At 71.1% G+C, this 19,862-nt stretch carries 17 protein-coding genes; 9 read left to right on the forward strand and 8 right to left on the reverse strand.

Features of this window, described 5'->3' with window-relative positions; all coding sequences use genetic code 11:
- Window positions 1-45: 45 nt before the first annotated feature.
- Window positions 46-1,308, forward strand: a complete 1,263-nt coding sequence (locus FHS23_RS19685) for an HNH endonuclease signature motif containing protein (protein ID WP_183658202.1) — start codon at window positions 46-48, stop codon at window positions 1,306-1,308.
- Window positions 1,309-1,475: 167 nt separating this feature from the next.
- Here FHS23_RS19685 and FHS23_RS19690 read toward each other — a convergent pair whose 3' ends face one another.
- The 3 genes from FHS23_RS19690 to FHS23_RS19700 form a co-directional block, all read right to left on the reverse strand.
- Window positions 1,476-1,889 (reverse strand): CoA-binding protein, encoded by a 414-nt coding sequence (locus FHS23_RS19690; protein ID WP_183658205.1) that lies wholly within the window; start codon window positions 1,887-1,889, stop codon window positions 1,476-1,478.
- Window positions 1,890-1,998: 109 nt separating this feature from the next.
- Window positions 1,999-3,660 carry a thiamine pyrophosphate-binding protein gene (locus FHS23_RS19695; protein WP_183658208.1) on the reverse strand — a complete coding sequence of 554 codons (1,662 nt, stop codon included), beginning with the start codon at window positions 3,658-3,660 and terminating at the stop codon, window positions 1,999-2,001.
- 22 nt (window positions 3,661-3,682) lie between these two features.
- On the reverse strand, window positions 3,683-4,684 hold the full coding sequence (locus FHS23_RS19700; RefSeq protein WP_183658210.1) for a glutathione S-transferase family protein: 1,002 nt from the start codon (window positions 4,682-4,684) through the stop codon (window positions 3,683-3,685).
- Window positions 4,685-4,904: 220 nt separating this feature from the next.
- Here FHS23_RS19700 and FHS23_RS19705 point away from each other — a divergent pair, with 220 nt between their 5' ends.
- Window positions 4,905-6,275 (forward strand): WS/DGAT/MGAT family O-acyltransferase, encoded by a 1,371-nt coding sequence (locus FHS23_RS19705; protein ID WP_183658213.1) that lies wholly within the window; start codon window positions 4,905-4,907, stop codon window positions 6,273-6,275.
- A gap of 146 nt (window positions 6,276-6,421) precedes the next feature.
- Here FHS23_RS19705 and FHS23_RS19710 read toward each other — a convergent pair whose 3' ends face one another.
- Window positions 6,422-7,396: an aldo/keto reductase gene (locus FHS23_RS19710; protein ID WP_183658217.1), complete on the reverse strand. Its 975-nt coding sequence runs from the start codon at window positions 7,394-7,396 to the stop codon at window positions 6,422-6,424.
- Between the two features lie 137 nt (window positions 7,397-7,533).
- On the opposite strand from FHS23_RS19710, the gene FHS23_RS19715 reads away from it, so the two are divergent.
- Both FHS23_RS19715 and FHS23_RS19720 read left to right on the forward strand, forming a co-directional pair.
- Window positions 7,534-8,046: a helix-turn-helix domain-containing protein gene (locus tag FHS23_RS19715; protein WP_343054119.1), complete on the forward strand. Its 513-nt coding sequence runs from the start codon at window positions 7,534-7,536 to the stop codon at window positions 8,044-8,046.
- Entirely contained in the window at window positions 8,043-9,290 is a 1,248-nt protein-coding gene (locus tag FHS23_RS19720) for an MFS transporter (RefSeq protein WP_183658222.1), read from the forward strand. The genes FHS23_RS19715 and FHS23_RS19720 overlap by 4 nt, the downstream gene beginning before the upstream one ends.
- 15 nt (window positions 9,291-9,305) lie before the next feature.
- On the opposite strand, the gene FHS23_RS19725 is transcribed toward FHS23_RS19720, so the two are convergent.
- The gene (locus FHS23_RS19725) at window positions 9,306-10,223 is read right to left on the reverse strand and encodes a D-2-hydroxyacid dehydrogenase (protein WP_183658470.1); all 918 of its coding nucleotides are present in this window, start codon (window positions 10,221-10,223) and stop codon (window positions 9,306-9,308) included.
- A 219-nt stretch (window positions 10,224-10,442) separates the two neighbouring features.
- On the opposite strand from FHS23_RS19725, the gene FHS23_RS19730 reads away from it, so the two are divergent.
- Entirely contained in the window at window positions 10,443-11,168 is a 726-nt protein-coding gene (locus FHS23_RS19730) for a maleate cis-trans isomerase family protein (RefSeq protein ID WP_343054120.1), read from the forward strand.
- Window positions 11,165-11,860 (forward strand): GntR family transcriptional regulator, encoded by a 696-nt coding sequence (locus FHS23_RS19735; protein ID WP_183658225.1) that lies wholly within the window; start codon window positions 11,165-11,167, stop codon window positions 11,858-11,860. Before FHS23_RS19730 ends, FHS23_RS19735 begins: the two co-directional genes overlap by 4 nt.
- Before the next feature lie 11 nt (window positions 11,861-11,871).
- Here the strand turns inward: FHS23_RS19735 and FHS23_RS19740 are convergent, their stop codons facing one another.
- The 3 genes from FHS23_RS19740 to FHS23_RS19750 form a co-directional block, all read right to left on the reverse strand.
- Window positions 11,872-12,534 (reverse strand): class I SAM-dependent methyltransferase, encoded by a 663-nt coding sequence (locus tag FHS23_RS19740; protein WP_343054121.1) that lies wholly within the window; start codon window positions 12,532-12,534, stop codon window positions 11,872-11,874.
- 149 nt (window positions 12,535-12,683) lie between these two features.
- On the reverse strand, window positions 12,684-13,739 hold the full coding sequence (locus tag FHS23_RS19745) for a tartrate dehydrogenase (protein WP_183658228.1): 1,056 nt from the start codon (window positions 13,737-13,739) through the stop codon (window positions 12,684-12,686).
- A complete protein-coding gene (locus FHS23_RS19750) occupies window positions 13,736-15,202 on the reverse strand; it encodes an NAD-dependent succinate-semialdehyde dehydrogenase (RefSeq protein WP_183658230.1) in 1,467 nt (488 codons plus the stop codon). The genes FHS23_RS19745 and FHS23_RS19750 overlap by 4 nt, the downstream gene beginning before the upstream one ends.
- A gap of 316 nt (window positions 15,203-15,518) precedes the next feature.
- On the opposite strand from FHS23_RS19750, the gene FHS23_RS19755 reads away from it, so the two are divergent.
- The 3 genes from FHS23_RS19755 (at window position 15,519) to FHS23_RS19765 (ending at window position 19,756) form a co-directional block, all read left to right on the forward strand.
- Entirely contained in the window at window positions 15,519-16,772 is a 1,254-nt protein-coding gene (locus FHS23_RS19755) for an aspartate aminotransferase family protein (RefSeq protein WP_183658232.1), read from the forward strand.
- A 13-nt stretch (window positions 16,773-16,785) separates the two neighbouring features.
- The gene (locus FHS23_RS19760) at window positions 16,786-17,283 is read left to right on the forward strand and encodes a DUF3830 family protein (protein ID WP_183658234.1); all 498 of its coding nucleotides are present in this window, start codon (window positions 16,786-16,788) and stop codon (window positions 17,281-17,283) included.
- 826 nt (window positions 17,284-18,109) lie between these two features.
- On the forward strand, window positions 18,110-19,756 hold the full coding sequence (locus FHS23_RS19765) for an FAD-binding dehydrogenase (RefSeq protein WP_183658236.1): 1,647 nt from the start codon (window positions 18,110-18,112) through the stop codon (window positions 19,754-19,756).
- The last annotated feature ends 106 nt before the right edge of the window (window positions 19,757-19,862 follow it).

The raw sequence follows: 19,862 nt of genomic DNA on the forward strand, positions 1-19,862 counted from the left end.
TGTCTATTCGACCACTAGTTCGACACAGTGGGAATTGTGAATGACATGGGGGACGACGTTGGTGAAACAGTCGAGCGACTGCGGGGCCTGCGGGTTCGGCGGGCGCAGCTCGATGCCGAGGAACTGGCACTGCTGGCCGACATCTCGGCGGCCGTGGGTAACGATCGCGGTGTGGCGGAGGAGTTGACGCCCGTCCTGCGAGTCTCGACCCGCGAGGTGGAACGCCGCATCGACGACGGCAGGTCGGTGATGCGACGAATGCCGTGGCTGCTCGGGTCGATGCGCACCGGCGAGGTCGGGACGTATGGCGTGCGGCGCGTGTTGGCCGTGGTCGACCCGCTCGACGACGACGCGGCCCGGAATGTCGACGCTCTGCTGGCGGAAAGGTTGGCGGACGCGCCGGAAACGGCGTGGCAGCCGGGCAACCTGACCCAACGGGTGCGCCGACTCGTGGAGAAGGTCGACCCCGACGGGCAGGTCGAGCGGGCGCGGCGAGCACGGGCAGAGCGGAAGCTCGAACTCACGCCGGGTGAGCATGTGATGTCCTCGTTGGAGGCGCATCTGCCGGCGGAGGTGGCGGGCGCGTGCTATTCGCGGGTGGACGGGATGGCACGGTCACTGCGCCACCGCGGCGACCAGCGCACCCTCGACCAACTGCGCGCGGACGTGACCGCCGACCTGCTACTGGGACATGACCCGGGTGTGGCGCCGCCGGAGGCCGCAGCCATGGTCTATCTGCACGTTCCCGCCGACGCGGCCCTGACGATCTCGGACGAGCGGTGTGAGTTGGACGGCTACGGACCGATACCCGCCCCGATCGCCCGGGAGATCATGACCAACGAACACAGCACCTGGCGCGCCGTGCTGTGCGATCCCGGAACCGGCGAGCCGGTCGACCTGGGGCGGACACGGCGGCGCCCGAGCGCTGTGATCCGCGAGTTGGTCCGGGTACGCGACCGGGAATGCATCATGCCCTGGTGTCACCGGCCTGCCCGGCACTGCGACCACGACCACGAACGCCCCTGGGCCAACACACCCGGCGGCGGCTCGACCTCGGTAGCCAACGGCGGCCCACGGTGCCGACGGCACCACCGGCTGAAAGACGATCCGGATTGGAGTGCTCGCTACGACCCGGTCCACGGCATCGCCCGGGTGACGACGCCGCACGGGGCGACCTATACCGCACACCGCCACCCCGTTCTCACCCCGAAGTCAGGGCGACGCGAGCCCACCGTTCTAGGCGTACTCGGCCACCGGACTACCGCGGCGGACGGGCACCACCGTCGAGATGGACATCCTGCCCGGTGAGGTGCTGCGCGCGAGGAGAGCAGGAACTGGGTGAGGCCCACGACGTCATCGGGAACTCCGGTCCTGCGGAGGGTGGTCCCGGCGCGCTGCTCCTCCTCACGCTCCGGCGTCAGGCGAGCGCCCGGGCAACCCCGTGACGTCCACCGCCCACGGCGCGGGCTCCGTGGTCAGCGCGTGATGCCCGCCAAGGCCCGGACCACGGCGATGCACTGGTCCTCGACGTAGTCGATACCCGCCTCGGCGGCGATGCCGCGCGCCTCGGCCGAGACGATGTCCTGCTGCAACCACAGCGCCTTCGCGCCGATCTCCGCGGCCTGCCTGGCGACGCCCGCCGCCTCGGCCGACGGGCGGAACACGTCGACGATGTCCACGGGCTCCGGGACGTCGGCCAGCGTGCGGTAGACCCGCTCCCCCAGCAGTACGTCGGCCGACGGGTGGACGGGGATCACGCGGAAACCCGCCGACTGCATCGCGGCGGGCACCGAATGCGCCGACTTCGCCGGGCTCCGGCTCAGGCCCACGACGGCGATCGTCGTGGCCTCGGACAGCACTCGCTCGGCGGTCGCGGTGTCGGTGGTCATGCCGCCCAGCCTACGTGGCCGCTCCACGGGAGGGCCGCCGATCACGGCACCGCGGTGCGATCGTCGGGGTGCCGCGGCGCAGTCGTCACCGTTACCGAGCGAGCTGTCGTCAGCGGCGGTACCAGCGCGGCGAGGTGTTCAGCGGCGGGCTGAGCTCGGCCGCCACCACCAGCAGGTTCGGCTCCTCCGAGCGCGTGAACTCGCGCAACCGCCTCCGGAACGCACGGCCGAACCCGTCCACCCGGTCGGCGTCGATCCCGAACGACTTGGCCAGCCCGACGAAGTCCGGCGTCACGAGATCGACCCCCTCGTGCGGCAGGCCGCCGCGCGTCTGGTCGTAGCGGAGCATGCCGTATCCGCTGTCGTCGACCACCACGACCGTGAGCGGCAGGGCCTCCTGGATCGCCGTGGCGAGCTCGCCGACGCCGTACAGGAATCCGCCGTCGCCCGTCACGCACACCGCGCGGCCGCCGCCCGCGGCCGCGACACCGAGCGAGGCGGGAAATCCGAAGCCGAGGGTGCCCCAGCCCATCGGATAGGCCAGCTTGCGCGGGGCCGCGACCCGGTAGAAGCCGCCGATCCAGTAACCGGCGATGCACATGTCCGAGACCAGCACCGCGTCGTCGGGCAGCGTCTCGGACAGTGCGGTCAGCAGCTCCGCGGCCTGCGGTTCCTCCCTGCGGATCCGCCTGCGCACGCGCGTCTCGATGTCGTCGAGTCGGCGTGACAGTTCGGTCAGGCCCGCCCGCCGCGGCATGCCCAACGCCAGGTTCTCGGTGACCTCGCGGGCGTCACCGGTCAGTTGCAGATCCGGCAGGTAGTTCTTGGCGGCGTCACCCGCGTCGACGTTGATCGTGATGAGCGTCGGCGGCTTCGGCATCCGCCAGTTCTGCGTCATCATGCCGTCGAAGTCGGTGCCGACGGCGAGCACGACGTCGGCCTCGTCCCACAGTGCACCGACCTCGGGCGTGTGCACGGGATTCGACGCGCGGCACGGATGGTCCGGCGGCACGATGCCCCGCGCGGCGTACGTCGTGATGACGGGCGCGGCCAGGGTTTCGGCCAGCTCCCCGAGCGCTTCGCCCGCGCCTGCGCGCAACGCGCCGCCGCCCGCCCAGATCACCGGCCGCCGTGCCGTGCTCAGCAACTCCCGTGCCTGCAACAGGTCGGCGACGTCGACGCGGTGGATCACCTCGGTCGACTCCGCCGGCAGCGGGTCGGCCGGCAGCGGTTCGGCCGCAGCCTCCGCGGTGAGGAAGTCCGCGGGGATGCCGACGTACACCGGACCGCTCTGCGGCCTGCGCGCGAGCCGGCCCGCCCTGCGGATCACGCGCGCGACGTCGTCGGGCGACTCCGCGGTCAGGGCCGCCTTCGTCAGCGGCGCGAACATCGCGGCCTGATCCGACATCTCGTGCAGCGCCCCGCGCACCACGCCCGGGCGGCGCAGCGCGGACGGCACGTCCGTGGCGACGACGACCACCGGCGATGCCGACGCCTGCGCCTCACCGACCGCGGCGAGAGTGTTGGCGGCGCCGGGACCGGTCGTCACGACCGCCACGCCGAGCCGGCCCGTGGCGCGGGCGTAACCGTCCGCGGCGAAGGCGGCCGACTGTTCGTGGCGAACTCCGATCAGCCGGATCCCCTGCTGCGACAACGCATTCCACGCGGGCAGGTTGTGCACCCCCGGCAGCCCGAACGCGCGATCGACCTCGAGCTCGCGCAGTGCGTCCGCGAGCCGTTCGCCTCCCGTGCATCCTCCGGTCGCTGCCACGCCGAGAGGATACGAGTAGACCTCACGACACCGAGGTGATGGCCTCCTGCGGGGGCGGAGGGGGCGGAGGCGTACCGTTGCCGAACGGCCGTCCGCCCAGTTCCTCCCGGCCGTGCGGAGTACGCCAGCCGGACAGGTCCGGTCCCTTCGGCACGATCCGCGTCGGGTTCACCTGCTCGTGCACCTGGTAGTAGTGCCGTTTGATGTGGTCGAAGTCGACGGTGTCACCGAAGCCCGGCGTCTGGAACAGGTCCCGCGCGTAGGCCCACAGCACCGGCAGTTCGGTGAGCTTGTGGCGGTTGCACTTGAAGTGGCCGTGGTAGACGGCGTCGAACCGCACCAGCGTGGTGAACAGGCGGATGTCGGCTTCGGTGATCGTGTCGCCCACGAGGTAGCGCTGCCGCGAGAGCCGGTCCGACAGCACGTCGAGGCGGGCGAACAGCCGGTCGTAGGCGTCCTCGTAGGCCGCCTGCTTCGTGGCGAACCCGGCCTCGTAGACGGCCGCGTTGACGTCTCGGTGCACGTCGGCGTTGACGGCATCGATCTCGTCGCGCAGGGCCTCGGGGTACAGCTCGGGCGCGCCGTCTCGCCGCAGCGCCGTCCACTGGGTGTCGAGGTCGAGCGTGATCTGCGGGTAGTCGTTGGTGACGAGCTTGCCGCTCGGCACGTCGACGATCGCGGGCACGCTGATGCCGCCGTCGTACGTGGGATCGGCCTTCTCGTAGGCCTCGTACAGGAATCCGATGCCGAGCACCGGGTCGACGTCGCCCGGATCGAGCGTGAACCGCCAACTGCGCGAGTCCTGGATCGGATCGGCCACGGCCAGCGACAGGACGTTCTCCAGCCCGAGCAGCCTGCGCACCACCAGCGCCCGACTCGCCCACGGGCACGCGCGGCTGACGACCAGCCGGTAGCGGCCCGCTTCGACGGGCCAGCCGTCGCGGCCGTCGGCGGTGATACGGGAGGTGAACGCGTTGGGCGCGCGGTGGAACTCCCCGGTTTCCGGGTCCGTCGGGATGGTCATGTCCCCGACGTTAATGCGTACCCGCCCACCGCCGCACGGTCCGGCAGCGCCGACTCGGCGAACGTCTACCGCACCCGCTCCGGCACACGGGTGTGCGGAGCGCGGTGCAGAATCCCGATCTCCGGATCCGTCGGTATGGCCACGGCACGGGCGTCGGTGCGTACACTCCTGCCACCGCACGCTGCGGGCGGCGGTCCCCGACCCGTGGGAGGTGGCACCGATGTCGCTGATGCCCGTGACCGACTCGATGTTCCTCGCGATCGAAACCCGCGAGCATCCCATGCACGTGGGCGGCCTGCAGCTGTTCACACCGCCCGACGACGCCGGCCCCGAGTACCTGCGCGAGATCCGTGAAACGCTGCTCCAGCGCACCACGGTGCGTGACGTCTTCCAGCAGCGACTGCGCAGACCGGTCAACACCGCGGGTTACCTGGCGTGGCAACGCGATCCCCACCTCGACCTCGACTACCACTTCCGCCACTCGGCGCTGCCCGGCCCCGGCCGCATCCGCGAACTGCTCGAGCTCACGTCCCGCTGGCACAGCACCCTGCTCGACCGGCACCGTCCGCTGTGGGAGGTGCACCTCGTCGAAGGACTCGCCGACGGCCGGTTCGCCCTGTACAGCAAGATTCACCACGCGGCGATGGACGGCGTGTCCGCACTGCGGCAGGTGACCGGCGTGCTGTCCGAGGACCCGGACGACCGCTCCTGCCCACCACCGTGGGGAAAACGCGATTCACGACCACGCACACCGCGCACCGCCCCGGACCCGATGGACGTGCTCCGGACGGCGACAGGAACGGCGCGGCAGCTCGCGGGCGCCCCCGCCGCGGCACTGTCGGTCGCCAAGGAGGCCTTCCGCGAACGCACCCTCACCCTGCCGCTCGAGGCGCCGCGGACGATGTTCAACGTGCCGGTCGGCGGCGCGCGGCGGTTCGCCGCGCAGTCGTGGCCGCTGGAACGGATCAGGACGGTCGCCTCAGCGGCGGGCGTGACGCGCAACGACGTCGTGCTCGCGATGTGCGGCGGTGCCCTGCGGGCCTACCTGATCGAACGGCACGCGCTGCCCACCGCACCGTTGACAGCGATGGTGCCGGTGTCGATGCGGTCGCCCGGCGACCCGGGCGAGGCGTCCGGCAACCGCATCGGCGCCCTGCTGACGAACCTCGGCACCGACCTGCAGGACGCCGACGAACGACTGGAGACCGTGGCACGGTCCACGGCCGACGCCAAGCGTGTGTTCCGCGAACTGACCCCGCTGCAGGCGTTACTGTTGTCGGCGCTGAACGTCGCTCCGCTCGCGGCGAGCCCGGTGCCCGGGATCGCCGGGAACACGCGCCCGCCGTTCAACCTGGTGATCTCGAACGTGCCGGGACCGCGCAAACAGATGTACTGGAACGGAGCACGCCTCGACGGCATCTACCCCGCGTCGGTGCTGCTCGACGGGCAGGCACTGAACATCACGCTGACGACCTCCGGCGACGACCTCGACGTCGGCATCACCGGCTGCCGCCGCAGCGTCCCGCACCTGCAACGCCTGCTCACGCATCTCGACACGGCGTTGACGGATCTGGAGAAGGCGACCCGCTGACCCACGGCGAATCACCCGCGGTATCCGCCGCCGCCCGCCTCGCGGAACACTCGCCCCCCGAGGGCACCTTCGGGCGGTGAGTGCCCCGAGGTGCCCTCGGGGCACCCTGCCGCCGGCGTGCGGCTGGGTTCCACGACTACTGAGCGTCAGGCAATGCCCTCCGGGCTGGCGCCCGTCACCGGGACGCCCGCCGCGGTGATGCGGTCGATCTCCGCCAGGTCGCCGGTGGTCAGCTCGAGGTCCGCCGCACCGACGCTGTCGGCGATGTTGCGGGCCCTGCGCGCACCGACGATCGCCACGTGCACCCCCGGTTGCGCCAGCGTCCACGCGATCGCGAGCTGGCTGACGCTCGCGTTCCTGCCCGCCGCGAACTCCTTCAGCTCCTCGACCACCGCCACGTTCCGCCGCAGGTTCTCCCCCTGGAACGCCGACGACTGCGAGCGCCAGTCCGACGCCTCGAACGTGGCGTCGGCCGTCAGCGCCCCGGTCAACAGGCCACTGCCCAGCGCGCTGTAGACCAGCACGCCGATGTCGTGTTCCCGCGCGTACGGCAGCGGATCGGTCTCGATGTCCCGGCGCAGCAGGTGGTACGGCGGCTGCAGCGTCTCCACCGGCCGGGTTCGGTCGAACGCCGCGAGCTGTTCGCTGTCGTAATTGGACACTCCCGCGTGGCGGATCTTGCCCTCGTCGACCAGTTCCTGCAGCGCCGAGGCCGTCTCCTCCGCCGGAGTCCGCTCGTCGGGCCAGTGCACCTGATACAGGTCGATGTGGTCGACACCAAGGTGCCGCAGGCTCTGCTCGACACCGCTGCGCAGGAACTCCCGCGTCGCCTTCCGCGGCCGGTCGCTGCCCGGTTCGATGCCGCCCTTCGTCGCGATGACGACACTGTCGCGGTCTCGGTCCAGGTCCGGCCGCAGCGCCCTGCCGAGCAGCTCCTCGGACGCGCCGAAACCGTACGCCTGCGCCGTGTCGAAGAACGTCACGCCCAGCTCGCGGGCCTGCCGGATGGCGTCGATCGCGGCGTCGGAGTCGAACGAACCCCAGTCGCCGCCGATCTGCCACGTCCCGAAGCAGATCCGCGAGACGTCGAGACCGCTCCTGCCCAAAGTGATCGTCTGCATGTCTCCAGGGTTACCCCGCGAGCAGCGCCCACGCACCGTGAGGTCCTCCACCTCGGCGACGGGAATACGGCATCCGGCGCCAGACCCCAAAAGGGCTGTTTGACAGTCGTCGCCGACCGCCCGGAGACTCGCGTCTCGTGACCGAAGACAGCCTCGACCGCCTGCGGGTCCTCGCCCACCCGCTGCGCATGCGCCTGCTCTCATTGCTGACCGGCGCTGCGATGAGCTCGGCCGAAGCCGCCCGGGAACTGGGTGAGAAACAGGCCAACGTCAGCTATCACCTGCGCAGGTTGCACGCGGCGGGTCTGGTCGAGCCCGCGGGCGAAGTGGTGATCCGCGGCGGCCGCGCCAAGCGTTACCGGCACGACCCGGCCAGCACGGGCCCCTTCCTCGACCGCGAGCCGGAGGAGGAACGGGTCCTGCTCGGCGCCCTCGCCGACGAGCTCCACCGCAGGTCCTCGCAGCGCACACAGGGAGCCGAGTACTCGACCACCGACGCCGAGGTGTGGGTGGACGAGCGCGTCTGGCGGCGTGCCCGCGCGCTGGCGGGTGAGCTGGGCGACCTGCTGCACACGCACGCGAAGGCTCCCCGCACCCCGGGCACCCACCGGGTCAGCGCCACGGTCGCGTTGTTCCGGATGCAGCGATGACGGCGACACCACCGCGGGAACCCGTGCCGCCGTCCGCGCGGGTCACGGCCCCGCTGAGCCTGCCGGACTTCCGCAGCCTGCTCCTCGGCCGCACGTTCGACGAGGTCGCCAACGCCCTCGCGCCGGTGGCGCTGGCCTTCGCCGTCCTGGACCTGACCGGATCGCCCACCCAGCTCGGACTCGTCGTCGGAGCCCGCTCGCTGGCGAGTGTCGTGTTCCTGCTGCTGGCGGGGGTCCTCGCCGACCGATTCCCCCGCGCGGTGATCCTCCAGGGCACCGGTGCCGCGGCCGCGCTGACCCAGGCGGCGATCGCTGCCGGCGTCCTCGGCGGGTTCGCCGGTGTACCGCTACTCGTCGTGCTGAGCCTGCTCAACGGTGCCGTCGCAGCGATCTCGCTGCCCGCCGCGGCGGCGCTGACCCCGCAGACCGTGCCGCCCGCGCTGCTCACGCAGGCCAACGCGCTCGTCCGGGTCGCGGCCAACAGCGGCCGCATCAGCGGAGCCGCGATCGGTGGCATCCTCGTCGCAGCGGCAGGTCCGGGGTGGACACTCGCCGCCAACGCGGCGCTCTTCGCGGGCTCCGCCCTGGCATATCGGGGCGTGCACGCTCCCGCGGCCGGGGGCGGTACGCACACGGCACCGCTGCGCGAACTCGCCGAGGGATGGCGCGAATTCACGGCCCGCAGCTGGGTGTGGCTCGTGGTGCTGCAGTTCATGGTGGTCAACGCCGTCGTCTCGGGCTGTGTCGTCGTGCTGGGGCCGGCGATCGCGGACCAGAGTCTCGGCCGCAGTGCGTGGGGATTCGTCCTCGCCGCCCAGACGGCGGGCGCGTTCGCGGGCGGGTTCCTCGCCGCGCGGTGGCGGCCCCGGCACGCGCTGCGCATCGGGGTCGCGGTCACACTCGTCGAGGCCGTGCCGCTCGTGGTCCTCGCCGAGTTGCCCGAGTTCGTGCCCCTGCTGGCCGTGATGTTCCTGGCGGGCGTCGCACTCGAACAGTTCACCGTCGCGTGGGACGTGTCGCTCCAGGAGAACATCCCGCCCGACCGACTCGCGCGGGTCTACTCCTACGACATGCTCGGCTCGTTCGTCGCCCTGCCGATCGGCGAGGTGGCCGCGGGGCCGCTGGCCGCACAGTTCGGCAGACCCGCGACCCTGCTCGGCGGCGCGGCCCTGCTGACGGTCGTCACCCTGCTCACCCTGACCAGCAAGCAGGTGCGCACGCTCCAGCGGCGGCCCGCGGACTGACCGCCCATCGGGACGTCAGCTCCCCGACGGCACGTAACCCAGCTGCTTGTCCACGACGTTCCGCAACTCCTGGCCGGCGCGCCACCGGCGGAAGTTGTCCGCGAAGACCCCGACCAGCTCGCGCCGCCACCCCACGACGTCACCCGACATGTGCGGCGAGATCAGCACGTTCTCCATCGTCCACAGTGGATGGTCGGCGGGCAGCGGCTCGGTGTCGAACACGTCGAGTGCGGCACCGGCGATCGTCCCCGAACGCAGCGCGGCGACGAGATCATCGGTCACCACCAGCTCCCCGCGGCCGACGTTGACGAACCGCGCGGACGGCTTCATCGCCGCGAACGCGTCGCCGTCGAACATGTTCTTCGTCTGGTCGGTCAGCGGGGCCACGGCGACGACGTAGTCGGCGTCGGCCACGCACTCGGCGAGCCGGTCGGTGGTGTGCACCGTGCCGAAGTCCGGATCGTCGTCGCGCGCCCGCCTGCCCGCGCCGGACACGCGCAGTCCCACCGCGCGCAACAGCCGCGCGATCGCCCTGCCGATGGGCCCGGTGCCGACGACGACGGCCGAGGCGCCGCCGATTCGCTCCGTCTCGCGGTGTCGCCAGGTGCGGGCGTCCTGCAGGCGAAGCGAGGTCGGCATGTCCTTGGCGAACGCGAGTACCTGGCCGAGCACGTACTCGGCGATGGAGTCGTCGAAGACGCCACGCGCGTTCGTGAGCACGACGTCACTGGCCCGCAGCTCGGGGAACATCACCGGGTCCACCCCCGCCGCGGCGATGTGCAGCCACTGCAACCGGTCGGCGGCATGCCACGCCGACGGCAGCGCCGTGGACAGGAACTGGTACATGAACAGGGCATCGGCCCCGCGCAGCGCGTCGGCGAGACCCGCGGCATCGGTGTACCGAACCTCGGCATCCTGTTCGACGGCCGTCATGTCCGGGGGCGCGTCGTCGCCGGTCAGCACGGTCAGCACGGGCTTGCCGGACTCGGTCACCGCATTCACCGTTGACACGCTAGAAGCGGGTCGTATGATTGTCAACAATCCGAGGTTCCCCTCGGGCCCCATCGCCATCACCGGACGACCACCGCCACCGCGACACCGGTCGCAGGCCGTGTCCACCGTGGACCCCAACGGACGCCGAGGAGGTGCCTCGTGCCCACGATCGGTTTCGTCTACCCGGACCACGCCGCGGAAGACGACTACCCACTGGCCGAACGGATGCTCGGCGACGACACCGCCCTGCGCGTCGAGCACATCTACGGCACGGATCTGCACGCGGTGCCCGAGCTGCTCGACCTCGGCTCTCCCACGCGACTGTCGGACGGCGCCGCACTGCTGGCGAAGCACGCGCCCGACGCCGTCGTCTGGGCCTGCACCAGCGGCAGTTTCGTCTACGGCTGGGACGGCGCCGCCGAGCAGGTCGCCGGACTGTCCGAGGCCGCGGGCGGGCTCCCGGCCTCGAGCACGTCCCTGGCGTTCGTCCACGCCGCCCAGACGCTCGGGCTGCGCACGGTCGCCGTCGCAGCGAGCTACCCCGGGGACGTCGCGAAGCTGTTCGCCGATTTCCTCGGTCGCGGCGGCATCGAGGTGGTGTCGGCCGCGGCCGCCGACATCGACACCGCCGCCGAGGTCGGAAACCTGCCCGCCGAACAGGTCGTCGACCTGGCGGTGAGTCACGATCACCCGGACGCCGACGCGCTGCTGATCCCGGACACCGCGATGCGCACCCTCGCACTCGTCGACGACCTGGAGCGCCGCCTCGGCAAACCCGTGCTCACCGCCAACCAGGTGACGGTGTGGGAAGGCCTGCGGATCGCAGGCCTCGCCCGCACGTACGACGGCCTGGGCACGCTGCTGCGCACCGGCGGGCGCCGATGATCGCCGACATCGAACCGGTCAACCGGGAATCCACCGCCGCCATCATCGCCCGCAGACTGCGCGAGGCGATCATGGCGGGCACGCTGGCGCCGGGCATGCAGCTCGGCGAGGCGGAACTCGCGTCCCGGTTCCAGGTCTCCCGCGGCCCCTTGCGCGAGGCGATGCAGCGGCTCGTGTCCGAAGGCCTGTTGCGCAGCGAACGGCACCGCGGCCTGTTCGTCGTCGACCTCGGCCCCGGGGACATCCGGGACATCTACCTCGCGCGCTCGGCGGTCGAACGCGCGGCGGCGACGCTCGTCGTACGCGCGCCCGACCGGGACGCGATCGCCGACACCCTGGACGAGGCCGTGGCCGGGATGGCCGACGCCGACGCGCAGGGCGATCCGACCGCGCTGTCCGAAGCGGACCTGCGGTTCCACGAGGCGCTCATCGACGCCTCCGGTAGTCCCCGGCTGCGCCGCATGGCCCGCACGCTGATGATCGAGACACGCATGTGCCTGACGGAACTGCAGCGCACGTACCCGACCGACGACTACGAGACCGACGAGCGCATCGCCGAGCACCACGCGATCATCGCCGCGCTGCGCGCGGGCGACGAAACGAAGCTGCTGCGGCTGCTCGACGAGCACATGGCCGACGCGGTGGTCCGGCTCGCACCCGACGACCGCTCCGTCGAGACAGGCCGAGCCTGACCGGACCTGCGTCAGCCGACGCCGCGCGCGTTGCGGCAGAGGTAGGTCATCGCGGGCGGCAGGTTCCGCCACACCGGCGACTGCGCCTCGACGTCCTCGAACACGGCCTCGACCTCGGCGCGGAACCGCTTCGATCCGGGAATCCGCGCGGCGTGGACGTAGGCGAACGTCGTGAACACCGCGTGCGGTGCCATGGCCGTGGCGATCTCGCCGAGGATCCGACGCTGCATCTCCACGGGGAACAGCGACCACGGCAGGCCGCACAGCACGGCGTCGACGCTGGTCACGCCGCAGCCGGCCAGGATCTCGCCCAGCTCGGAGGCGTCGCCGTTCACGACCTCGACGCCGGGGTTCCCGCGTTCCAGGTGGCCCGCCATCCGCTCGTCACGCTCGATGGCGATGTAGCGACCGCCGCCCGCCACACGCTCGCGCGCCACCCGTGTGAACGCGCCGGTACCGGCGCCGATCTCCACGACGGTCGGCGTGGTGACCGTGTCGGGCACGGCCGACGCCATCCGCGCGGCCAGCGCACGGGAGCTCGGCGCGGCGGCACCGACGGACTTCGGGTTGCGGACGGCCGCCGAGACGAACGGCGGCAGCGAGCGCTTCAAACCATCGAGCATGACCACACCATCCGTGACGATCTCGGCCTTCCGCTTCGTGTCAAAGGTCACACCGAACTCCGAGCAGCGCATACGCGGCCGAACGATCCGGGCGGACCGTCGTCGAGCATAGCGGCCACGGGCGAACCGCCGTACGCACACCGACGACGGACCACCCGCGGCCGTAGCCGGCAACGCTCGCCGAGCCCGCGGAACGGTCCCTACAGCGCGGCCGCGACCGCCGAGCCGAGCTGTTCGGTCGTCGCACCGCCACCGAGGTCGGGGGTCAGCACCTCCGACGCCTCCAGCACCGTCTGCACGGCGCCGCGGACCGCCTCGGCCGCGGCCTTCTCACCGAGCTGGTCGAGCATCATCGCCGCCGCGAGGATCTGCGCCACCGGGTTCGCGATCCCCCGGCCCGCGATGTCCGGGGCGCTGCCGTGCACGGCCTCGAACATCGACGGGAAAGCGCCCTCGGGATTGATGTTGCCGGACGGGGCCATGCCCAGCCCTCCGGTGATCGCCGCCGCGAGGTCACTGAGGATGTCGCCGAACAGGTTCGACCCGACGACGACGTCGAGCAGGTCCGGCCGCTGCACCATCCGCGCGGCCAGCGCGTCGATGTGCAGCTGCTCGGACTCGACGTCCGGGTACTCCGCCGCGACCTCGGCGAAGATCTCGTCCCAGAACGGCATCGTGTGGATGATCCCGTTGGACTTCGTCGCCGAGCACACGCGGTGCTGCCGCGTGCGCGCCAACTCGAAGGCGTAGCGGATGATCCGCTCGACGCCGACGCGCGTGAACACCGATTCCTGCAGCACGAACTCGCCGGGACGGCCCGCGTTGTGCCTGCCGCCCAGCTCCGAGTACTCGCCCTCGGAGTTCTCCCGGACGATCACCATCTCCAGCTCATCGGCGCCGCGGCCGGAGAGCACCGAGCTCGTCCCCGGCAGCAGGCGCACCGGCCGCAGGTTGACGTACTGCTCGAACGCCCTGCGGACCGGGATCAGCAGACCCCACAGGGATACGTGGTCCGGCACACCGGGGAACCCGACGGCACCGAGCAACACTGCGTCGAACGCCCGCAACGTGTCGATGCCGTCGGCGGGCATCATCGACCCGGTCTCGGCGTGACGCTCACAGCTCCAGTCGAACTCCGACCACTCCAGCCCGAAGCCGAATCGCCGCGCGGCCGCGTCGACGACCTTGCAGGCCTCGCGCTGGACGTCGACCCCGATGCCGTCGCCGGGGATCGACGCGACGCGATAGGTGGTCACAGGCCACCGACCGCGATGTACTTCGTCTCGAGGAACTCGTCGATGCCCACGGTGCCGCCCTCACGTCCGAGCCCGGACTGTTTGACGCCGCCGAACGGCGCGGCCGGGTTCGACACGACGCCCTGGTTCAGACCGACCATGCCGGTCTCCATCCGCTCGCTGACGCGGAGCGCCCGGGTGAGGTTCTGCGTGTAGACGTAGCCGACGAGGCCGTACTCGGTGTCGTTGGTCGCCGCGATCGCCTCGTCCTCGGTCTCGAACGTCGAGATCGGCGCCACCGGGCCGAAGATCTCCTCCGACGTCATCCTGGCCTCGCGCGGCACACCCGTCAGGACGGTCGGCTGGTAGAAGTTCCCCGGACCGTCCACAGTGCCGCCTCCGGTGAGCACGGTCGCGCCCCGCTGCGCCGCGTCGGCCACGAGCTCCGAGACCTTGTCGATCGCGGCCGTGTCGATCAGCGGGCCCACGACGACGCCGTCCTCGGTGCCCCGGCCGATGGGCAGGCCCTCCATCCGTTCGGTGAGCTTGCGGGAGAACTCGTCGGCCACCGAGCTGTGCACGTAGAACCGGTTGGCGGCCGTGCAGGCCTCGCCGATGTTGCGCATCTTCGCCTGCATCGCACCGTCGACGGCCGCGTCGAGATCGGCGTCCTCGAACACGAGGAACGGCGCGTTGCCACCCAGTTCCATGGACGTGCGCATGACGGTTCCGGCGCACTGTTCGAGCAACTTGCGGCCGACCCCCGTGGAGCCGGTGAACGACAGCTTCCGCGCACGCCCGTCACGGATCATCGGCTCCATCACGCCGCCGGCCTGCGTGGTCGTGACGACGTTGAGCACGCCGTCCGGCAGGCCCGCCTCGGCGAGAATGCCCGCGAGCGCCAGCATCGACAACGGCGTCTGCGCGGCCGGCTTGATGACCATGGTGCAGCCCGCGGCCACTGCCGGGCCGATCTTCCGCGTGCCCATCGCCATGGGGAAGTTCCACGGGGTGATCAGCAGAGACGGGCCGACCGGCTGATTGGTGACGAGAAACCGTCCGCTGCCGTTGGGTGCGACCGCGTATCCGCCGTCGATCCGCACCGCTTCCTCGGCGAACCAGCGGAAGAACTCGGCCGCGTAGGCGATCTCGCCCTTGGCCTCGGCGAGCGGCTTGCCCATCTCGAGGGTCATCAGCAGGCCGAGTTCGTCCTGACGTTCCATGAGCTTCTCGTAGGCGCGCCGGAGGATCTCGCCGCGCTCCCGCGGCGGATGCGCGGCCCAATCGGCCTGCGCCGCGGTCGCCGCCTCGAGCGCGGCGATGCCGTCCTGCGGCGAGGCGTCGGCGACCGCGCACAGCACCTCACCCGTCGCCGGGTCGTGGACGTCGAACGTCGCGTTCCCGGCCGCCGGGGCCCACTTGCCGCCGATGAACAGTTCCTTGTTCACCGCCGAGACGACGTCGGCTTCACTGACCGTGCTCATGCCACAGCTCCCAAGTTCGTCGAAGATCCCGCTTGCGGTCGGGTTCCCGGTCCGCGTGCAGCCGACCCATGGCTACCCCGCCGGGTCCCGGACCCTGCGAACCCGGCGCCTGCGGACGAGGCGTCGTTGCGCCCCCTGCACGGCTATGCTACGAACATTGTTGACAATCTACAACCCCGTCGGCGACGCGCCCCGGACCCGGGGCCGCGTTCCGACGGCGCCGGGTTCGAGCCTGGACCGGAACCACCCGTCCGGCAACCGGTGACACCGACGTCCACCGAGGTCAGCCCCCGGAACCCGAGAAGGAGCCGCAGTCATGGCCACGCTGTCCCCACTGCTCAAGCAGGCGACCCCGGTCGTCGTCGACCACGGTGAAGGTGCGTACCTCTACGACACCGACGGCCGCAGGCACCTCGACTTCACCGCGGGCATCGGTGTCACCAGCACCGGACACTGCCACCCGCGGGTCGTGGCCGCAGCACAGCAGCAGGTCGGCAAACTCGTTCACGGCCAGTACACGACCGTGATGCACAAGCCGTTGCTCGAGCTGTCGGAGCGACTCGGCGAGGTGCTGCCCGCGGGACTCGACTCGCTGTTCTTCGCCAACTCCGGCAGCGAGGCCGTCGAGGCCGCGTTGCGGCTGGCCCGGCAGGCCACCGGCAGGCCCAACGTCGTGGTGTTCCAGGGCGGTTTCCACGGCCGCACGGTCGCCACCGCCACCATGACCACGTCCGGCACGCGGTTCAGCGCGGGCGTCTCCCCGCTGATGGGCGGCGTGCACATGGCGCCCTTCCCGTTCGCCTACCGCTACGGGTGGGACGAGAAGACCGCTACCGACTTCGCACTGCGGGAGCTCGACTACCTGTTCGCCACCGCCACCGCGCCGGGCGAGACCGCCGCGTTCTTCATCGAGCCGATGCTCGGCGAGGGCGGTTACGTCCCCGCGAACCCCGAGTTCATGGCGGGCCTGCGCGAGCGCGCCGACGAGCACGGCATCCTGCTCGTGGTCGACGAGATCCAGACCGGATTCGGCCGCACGGGCAAGTTCTGGGGCCACGACCACTTCGGCGTGCGGCCCGACGTGATCACGATCGCCAAGGGGCTGGCGAGCGGCTTCCCGCTGTCGGGCATCGCGGCACCGGCGGACCTGATGGCGAAGGCGTTCCCCGGCTCACAGGGCGGCACCTACGGCGGCAACGCCGTGTCGTGCGCGGCGGCCGTCGCCACCCTCGACGTCATCCGCGACGAGAACCTCGTCGCCAACGCCGCCGAGCGGGGCGAGCAGCTGCTCGCGGGCGCACGGGCGGTCGCCGACAAGACCCCCGCGATCGGCGACGTGCGCGGCATGGGGCTGCTCGTCGGTTCCGAGTTCACGACCGCCGACGGCAAGCCGGACAACACGACGGCGCAGGCGGCGCAGAAGCTCGCGGCCGAGCGTGGCCTGCTGATGCTCACCTGCGGCGCCTACATGAACGTCGTGCGCATGATCCCGCCGCTGGTCGTCACCTCGGAGCAGATCGACGAGGCACTGGAGATCTGGTCCGGTGTCGTCGCCGAAGTGACGAAGTGACGGCGGGCGCGGAATGAGCAGGTACATCACGATCACGCTCGACAAGCGCGGCGTGTCCTGCCGCGCGCGCCTGCTCGAGGACGAGGCGCCGCGGACGTGCCGGGCCGTGTGGGATGCGCTGCCGCAGAGCGGCGCCGCGTATCACGCGAAGTACGCCCGGAACGAGATCTACACGCTCGTGCCGCCGCTGCCGGAGCCGAAGCCGGGGCGGGAGAACCCGACGGTCACCCCGATCCCCGGCGACGTCTGCTACTTCGGCTTCGAACCGTGGGAGATCGGCAACCCGGCCTACGGCTACGACGCCGACAGCGAAGCGCACAGCGACCGGGGCGCCACCGATCTGGCGATCTTCTACGGCCGCAACAACCTGCTCATCAACGGCGACGCGGGCTGGGTACCCGGCAACGTGTTCGCCACGATCGAGGAGGGCCTCGACACCATGGCCGAGGCCGCACAGGACATGTGGCTGCGGGGCGTCGAGGGCGAGACGATGACGTACGCGCGCGCCTGACACGCGCACAGGAACCGACGGCCGGGGCGGGCATGCCGAGCGGCGTGCCCGCCCCGACGCGTGTCCGGCGACTCATGCCCGAACGGCTGCCGGGTTGCGCGGACCCGCCGTTCAGGCCGACGCGCAGGGCCCGGCGTTCCCTCGAACGAGTGGTTCGACCGAACTCACGCGACGTGATCTTGCGTCACCCCTTCAGGGAAGCGGCACGCCGCGACCACAACTCAAGATCATTGTCACCGACCGTGACTGCGACCGTTGTCACCACACACCGTGACACCACCTGCCGCCCGCACCACCCGCGCAAAAACACGAAAGCCTTACATGTTTAAACTGAAGGGATTTCGCATTCGACGTCGAGGGCTCTTCCCGCGTTTTGACACCGGGCGGCGTCGCTGAAAACGTTGCCGTGCTTTCGAAAGCAACGTGTGCGTCGCGAACACACGGATGTCAACGAATCACTCCAGATACGAAGGAGCCCCTCGAAATGCAGCACTTTGCCATGCACGGCGGCGACATCATCACGTCGGTTCTCGCCAACCTCTCGCACCTGCTCGGCTGGCTGGTCTGAACCAGACGGTGAACCACCGAGAGTGACCGAGGGGCCGGTATCGTTGGCGCGGACCGGCCCCTTCGTCTCGCTCATCCGGCGCCGGCCCGGCGACACCTCCCCGGGCCGGCGCTCCGCCGTAGACTGCGACCTCCGGAGGTCGACGGTCACCTCCCACTGCGGCTCGCGTGGCGGCGGCGCGCCCGCGGATACGCCGCGGCCCTTCGTCCCAGCGGTACCTCGGCGGTAATCTGCAGGCGACTCGGAGCGGAGGTGCCCATGGACGCGGACGTCATCGTCGTCGGCGCGGGACTGGCCGGACTGGTCGCAACGGCCACTCTGGCCGACGCGGGCAAGCGCGTCATCGTCGTCGAACAGGAACCCGAGGCGTCCCTCGGCGGGCAGGCCTTCTGGTCGTTCGGCGGCCTTTTCCTCGTGGACAGCCCGGAGCAGCGCAGGCTCGGCGTCCGCGACTCCCACGACCTCGCGTGGCAGGACTGGATCGGCACGGCCGGTTTCGACCGCGAGGAGGACGCCTGGCCACGCCGCTGGGCCGAGGCCTACGTCGACTTCGCTGCGGGCGAGAAGCGGTCCTGGCTCGCCGCGATGGGTGTCAGGTTCTTCCCGGTCGTCGGCTGGGCCGAGCGCGGCGGGTACGGCGCCATCGGCCACGGCAACTCCGTCCCCCGCTTCCACATCACCTGGGGCACCGGCCCCGGCGTGCTCGCCCCGTTCGTGCGGCGCGTCCGGGACGCCGTCGACCGCGGCCTGGTCGAGTTGCGGTTCCGGCACCGCGTCGACGAGCTGACGACGTCGGCCGGTTCCGTGGACGGCGTGAGCGGATCGGTTCTGGCACCCAGCGAGGTCGCCCGTGGTGAGAGCAGCTCCCGCGAGGTGGCCGGCGAGTTCGCACTGCGCGCACAAGCGGTCCTCGTGGCCGGCGGCGGCATAGGCGGCAACCACGACCTCATCCGCAAGAACTGGCCCGCCCGCCTCGGCGAGGCGCCTCGTTCGATGCTCTCCGGTGTCCCCGAGCACGTCGACGGCCGCATGCTCGGCATCAGCGAGGCCGCGGGCGCGCACCTGATCAATCGCGACCGCATGTGGCACTACGTCGAGGGCATCGACAACCACTCCCCCGTCTGGCCGCAGCACGGCATCCGCATCCTGCCGGGACCGTCGTCGCTGTGGTTCGACGCGACCGGGCAGCGCCTGCCCGTCCCGCTGTTCCCCGGCTTCGACACGCTCGGCACACTCGCGCATCTGCGCCGCACCGGGCAGGACCACTCGTGGTTCGTGCTGACACAGAAGATCGTCGAGCGGGAGTTCGCACTGTCGGGCTCCGAGCAGAACCCCGACCTGACCGGCAAGGATCTGAAGCTGACGCTGCAGCGCGTCAAGCCGGGTCCACCCGGCCCGGTGCAGGCGTTCCTCGACAAGGGTCCCGACTTCGTCGTCGCCGACAACCTCGACGACCTCGTCCGCGGCATGAACGCCAAGACCGACGAGGACCTGCTGTCGGTCGACCAGATCCGCCGCGAGATCGTCGCGCGCGACCGGGAGATCGGCAACGAGTTCACCAAGGACATGCAGATCACGGCGTTGCGCGGAGCGCGGAAGTTCCGCGGTGACAAGCTCATCCGCGTCGCCTCGCCACATCGGATGCTCGATCCTCAGGCCGGTCCGCTCATCGCGGTGAAGCTCCACGTGCTGAGCCGCAAGACGCTCGGCGGACTGGAGACCGACCTCGACGGCCGCGTGCTGGCCGATTCCGGACAGCCGGTGCCCGGCCTGTACGCCGCGGGCGAGGCCTCCGGTTTCGGCGGCGGCGGGATGCACGGCTACCGCTCGCTGGAGGGCACGTTCCTCGGCGGTTGCCTGTTCACCGGCAGGCGCGCGGGCCAGGCACTCGCCAAGGCGGGCTGACCGGCGGCACGGGGGTTTCGCCGGCGGGCGTTGGACGGCAGGGATTCCCCGTGAGCGCAAGGGTTTCGCGGGCCGAACAGCGTGCACGAAAGGCGGCAGAAGGCGC

The sequence above is a fragment of the Prauserella isguenensis genome (assembly GCF_014191605.1).
GTDB lineage: Bacteria > Actinomycetota > Actinomycetes > Mycobacteriales > Pseudonocardiaceae > Prauserella > Prauserella isguenensis.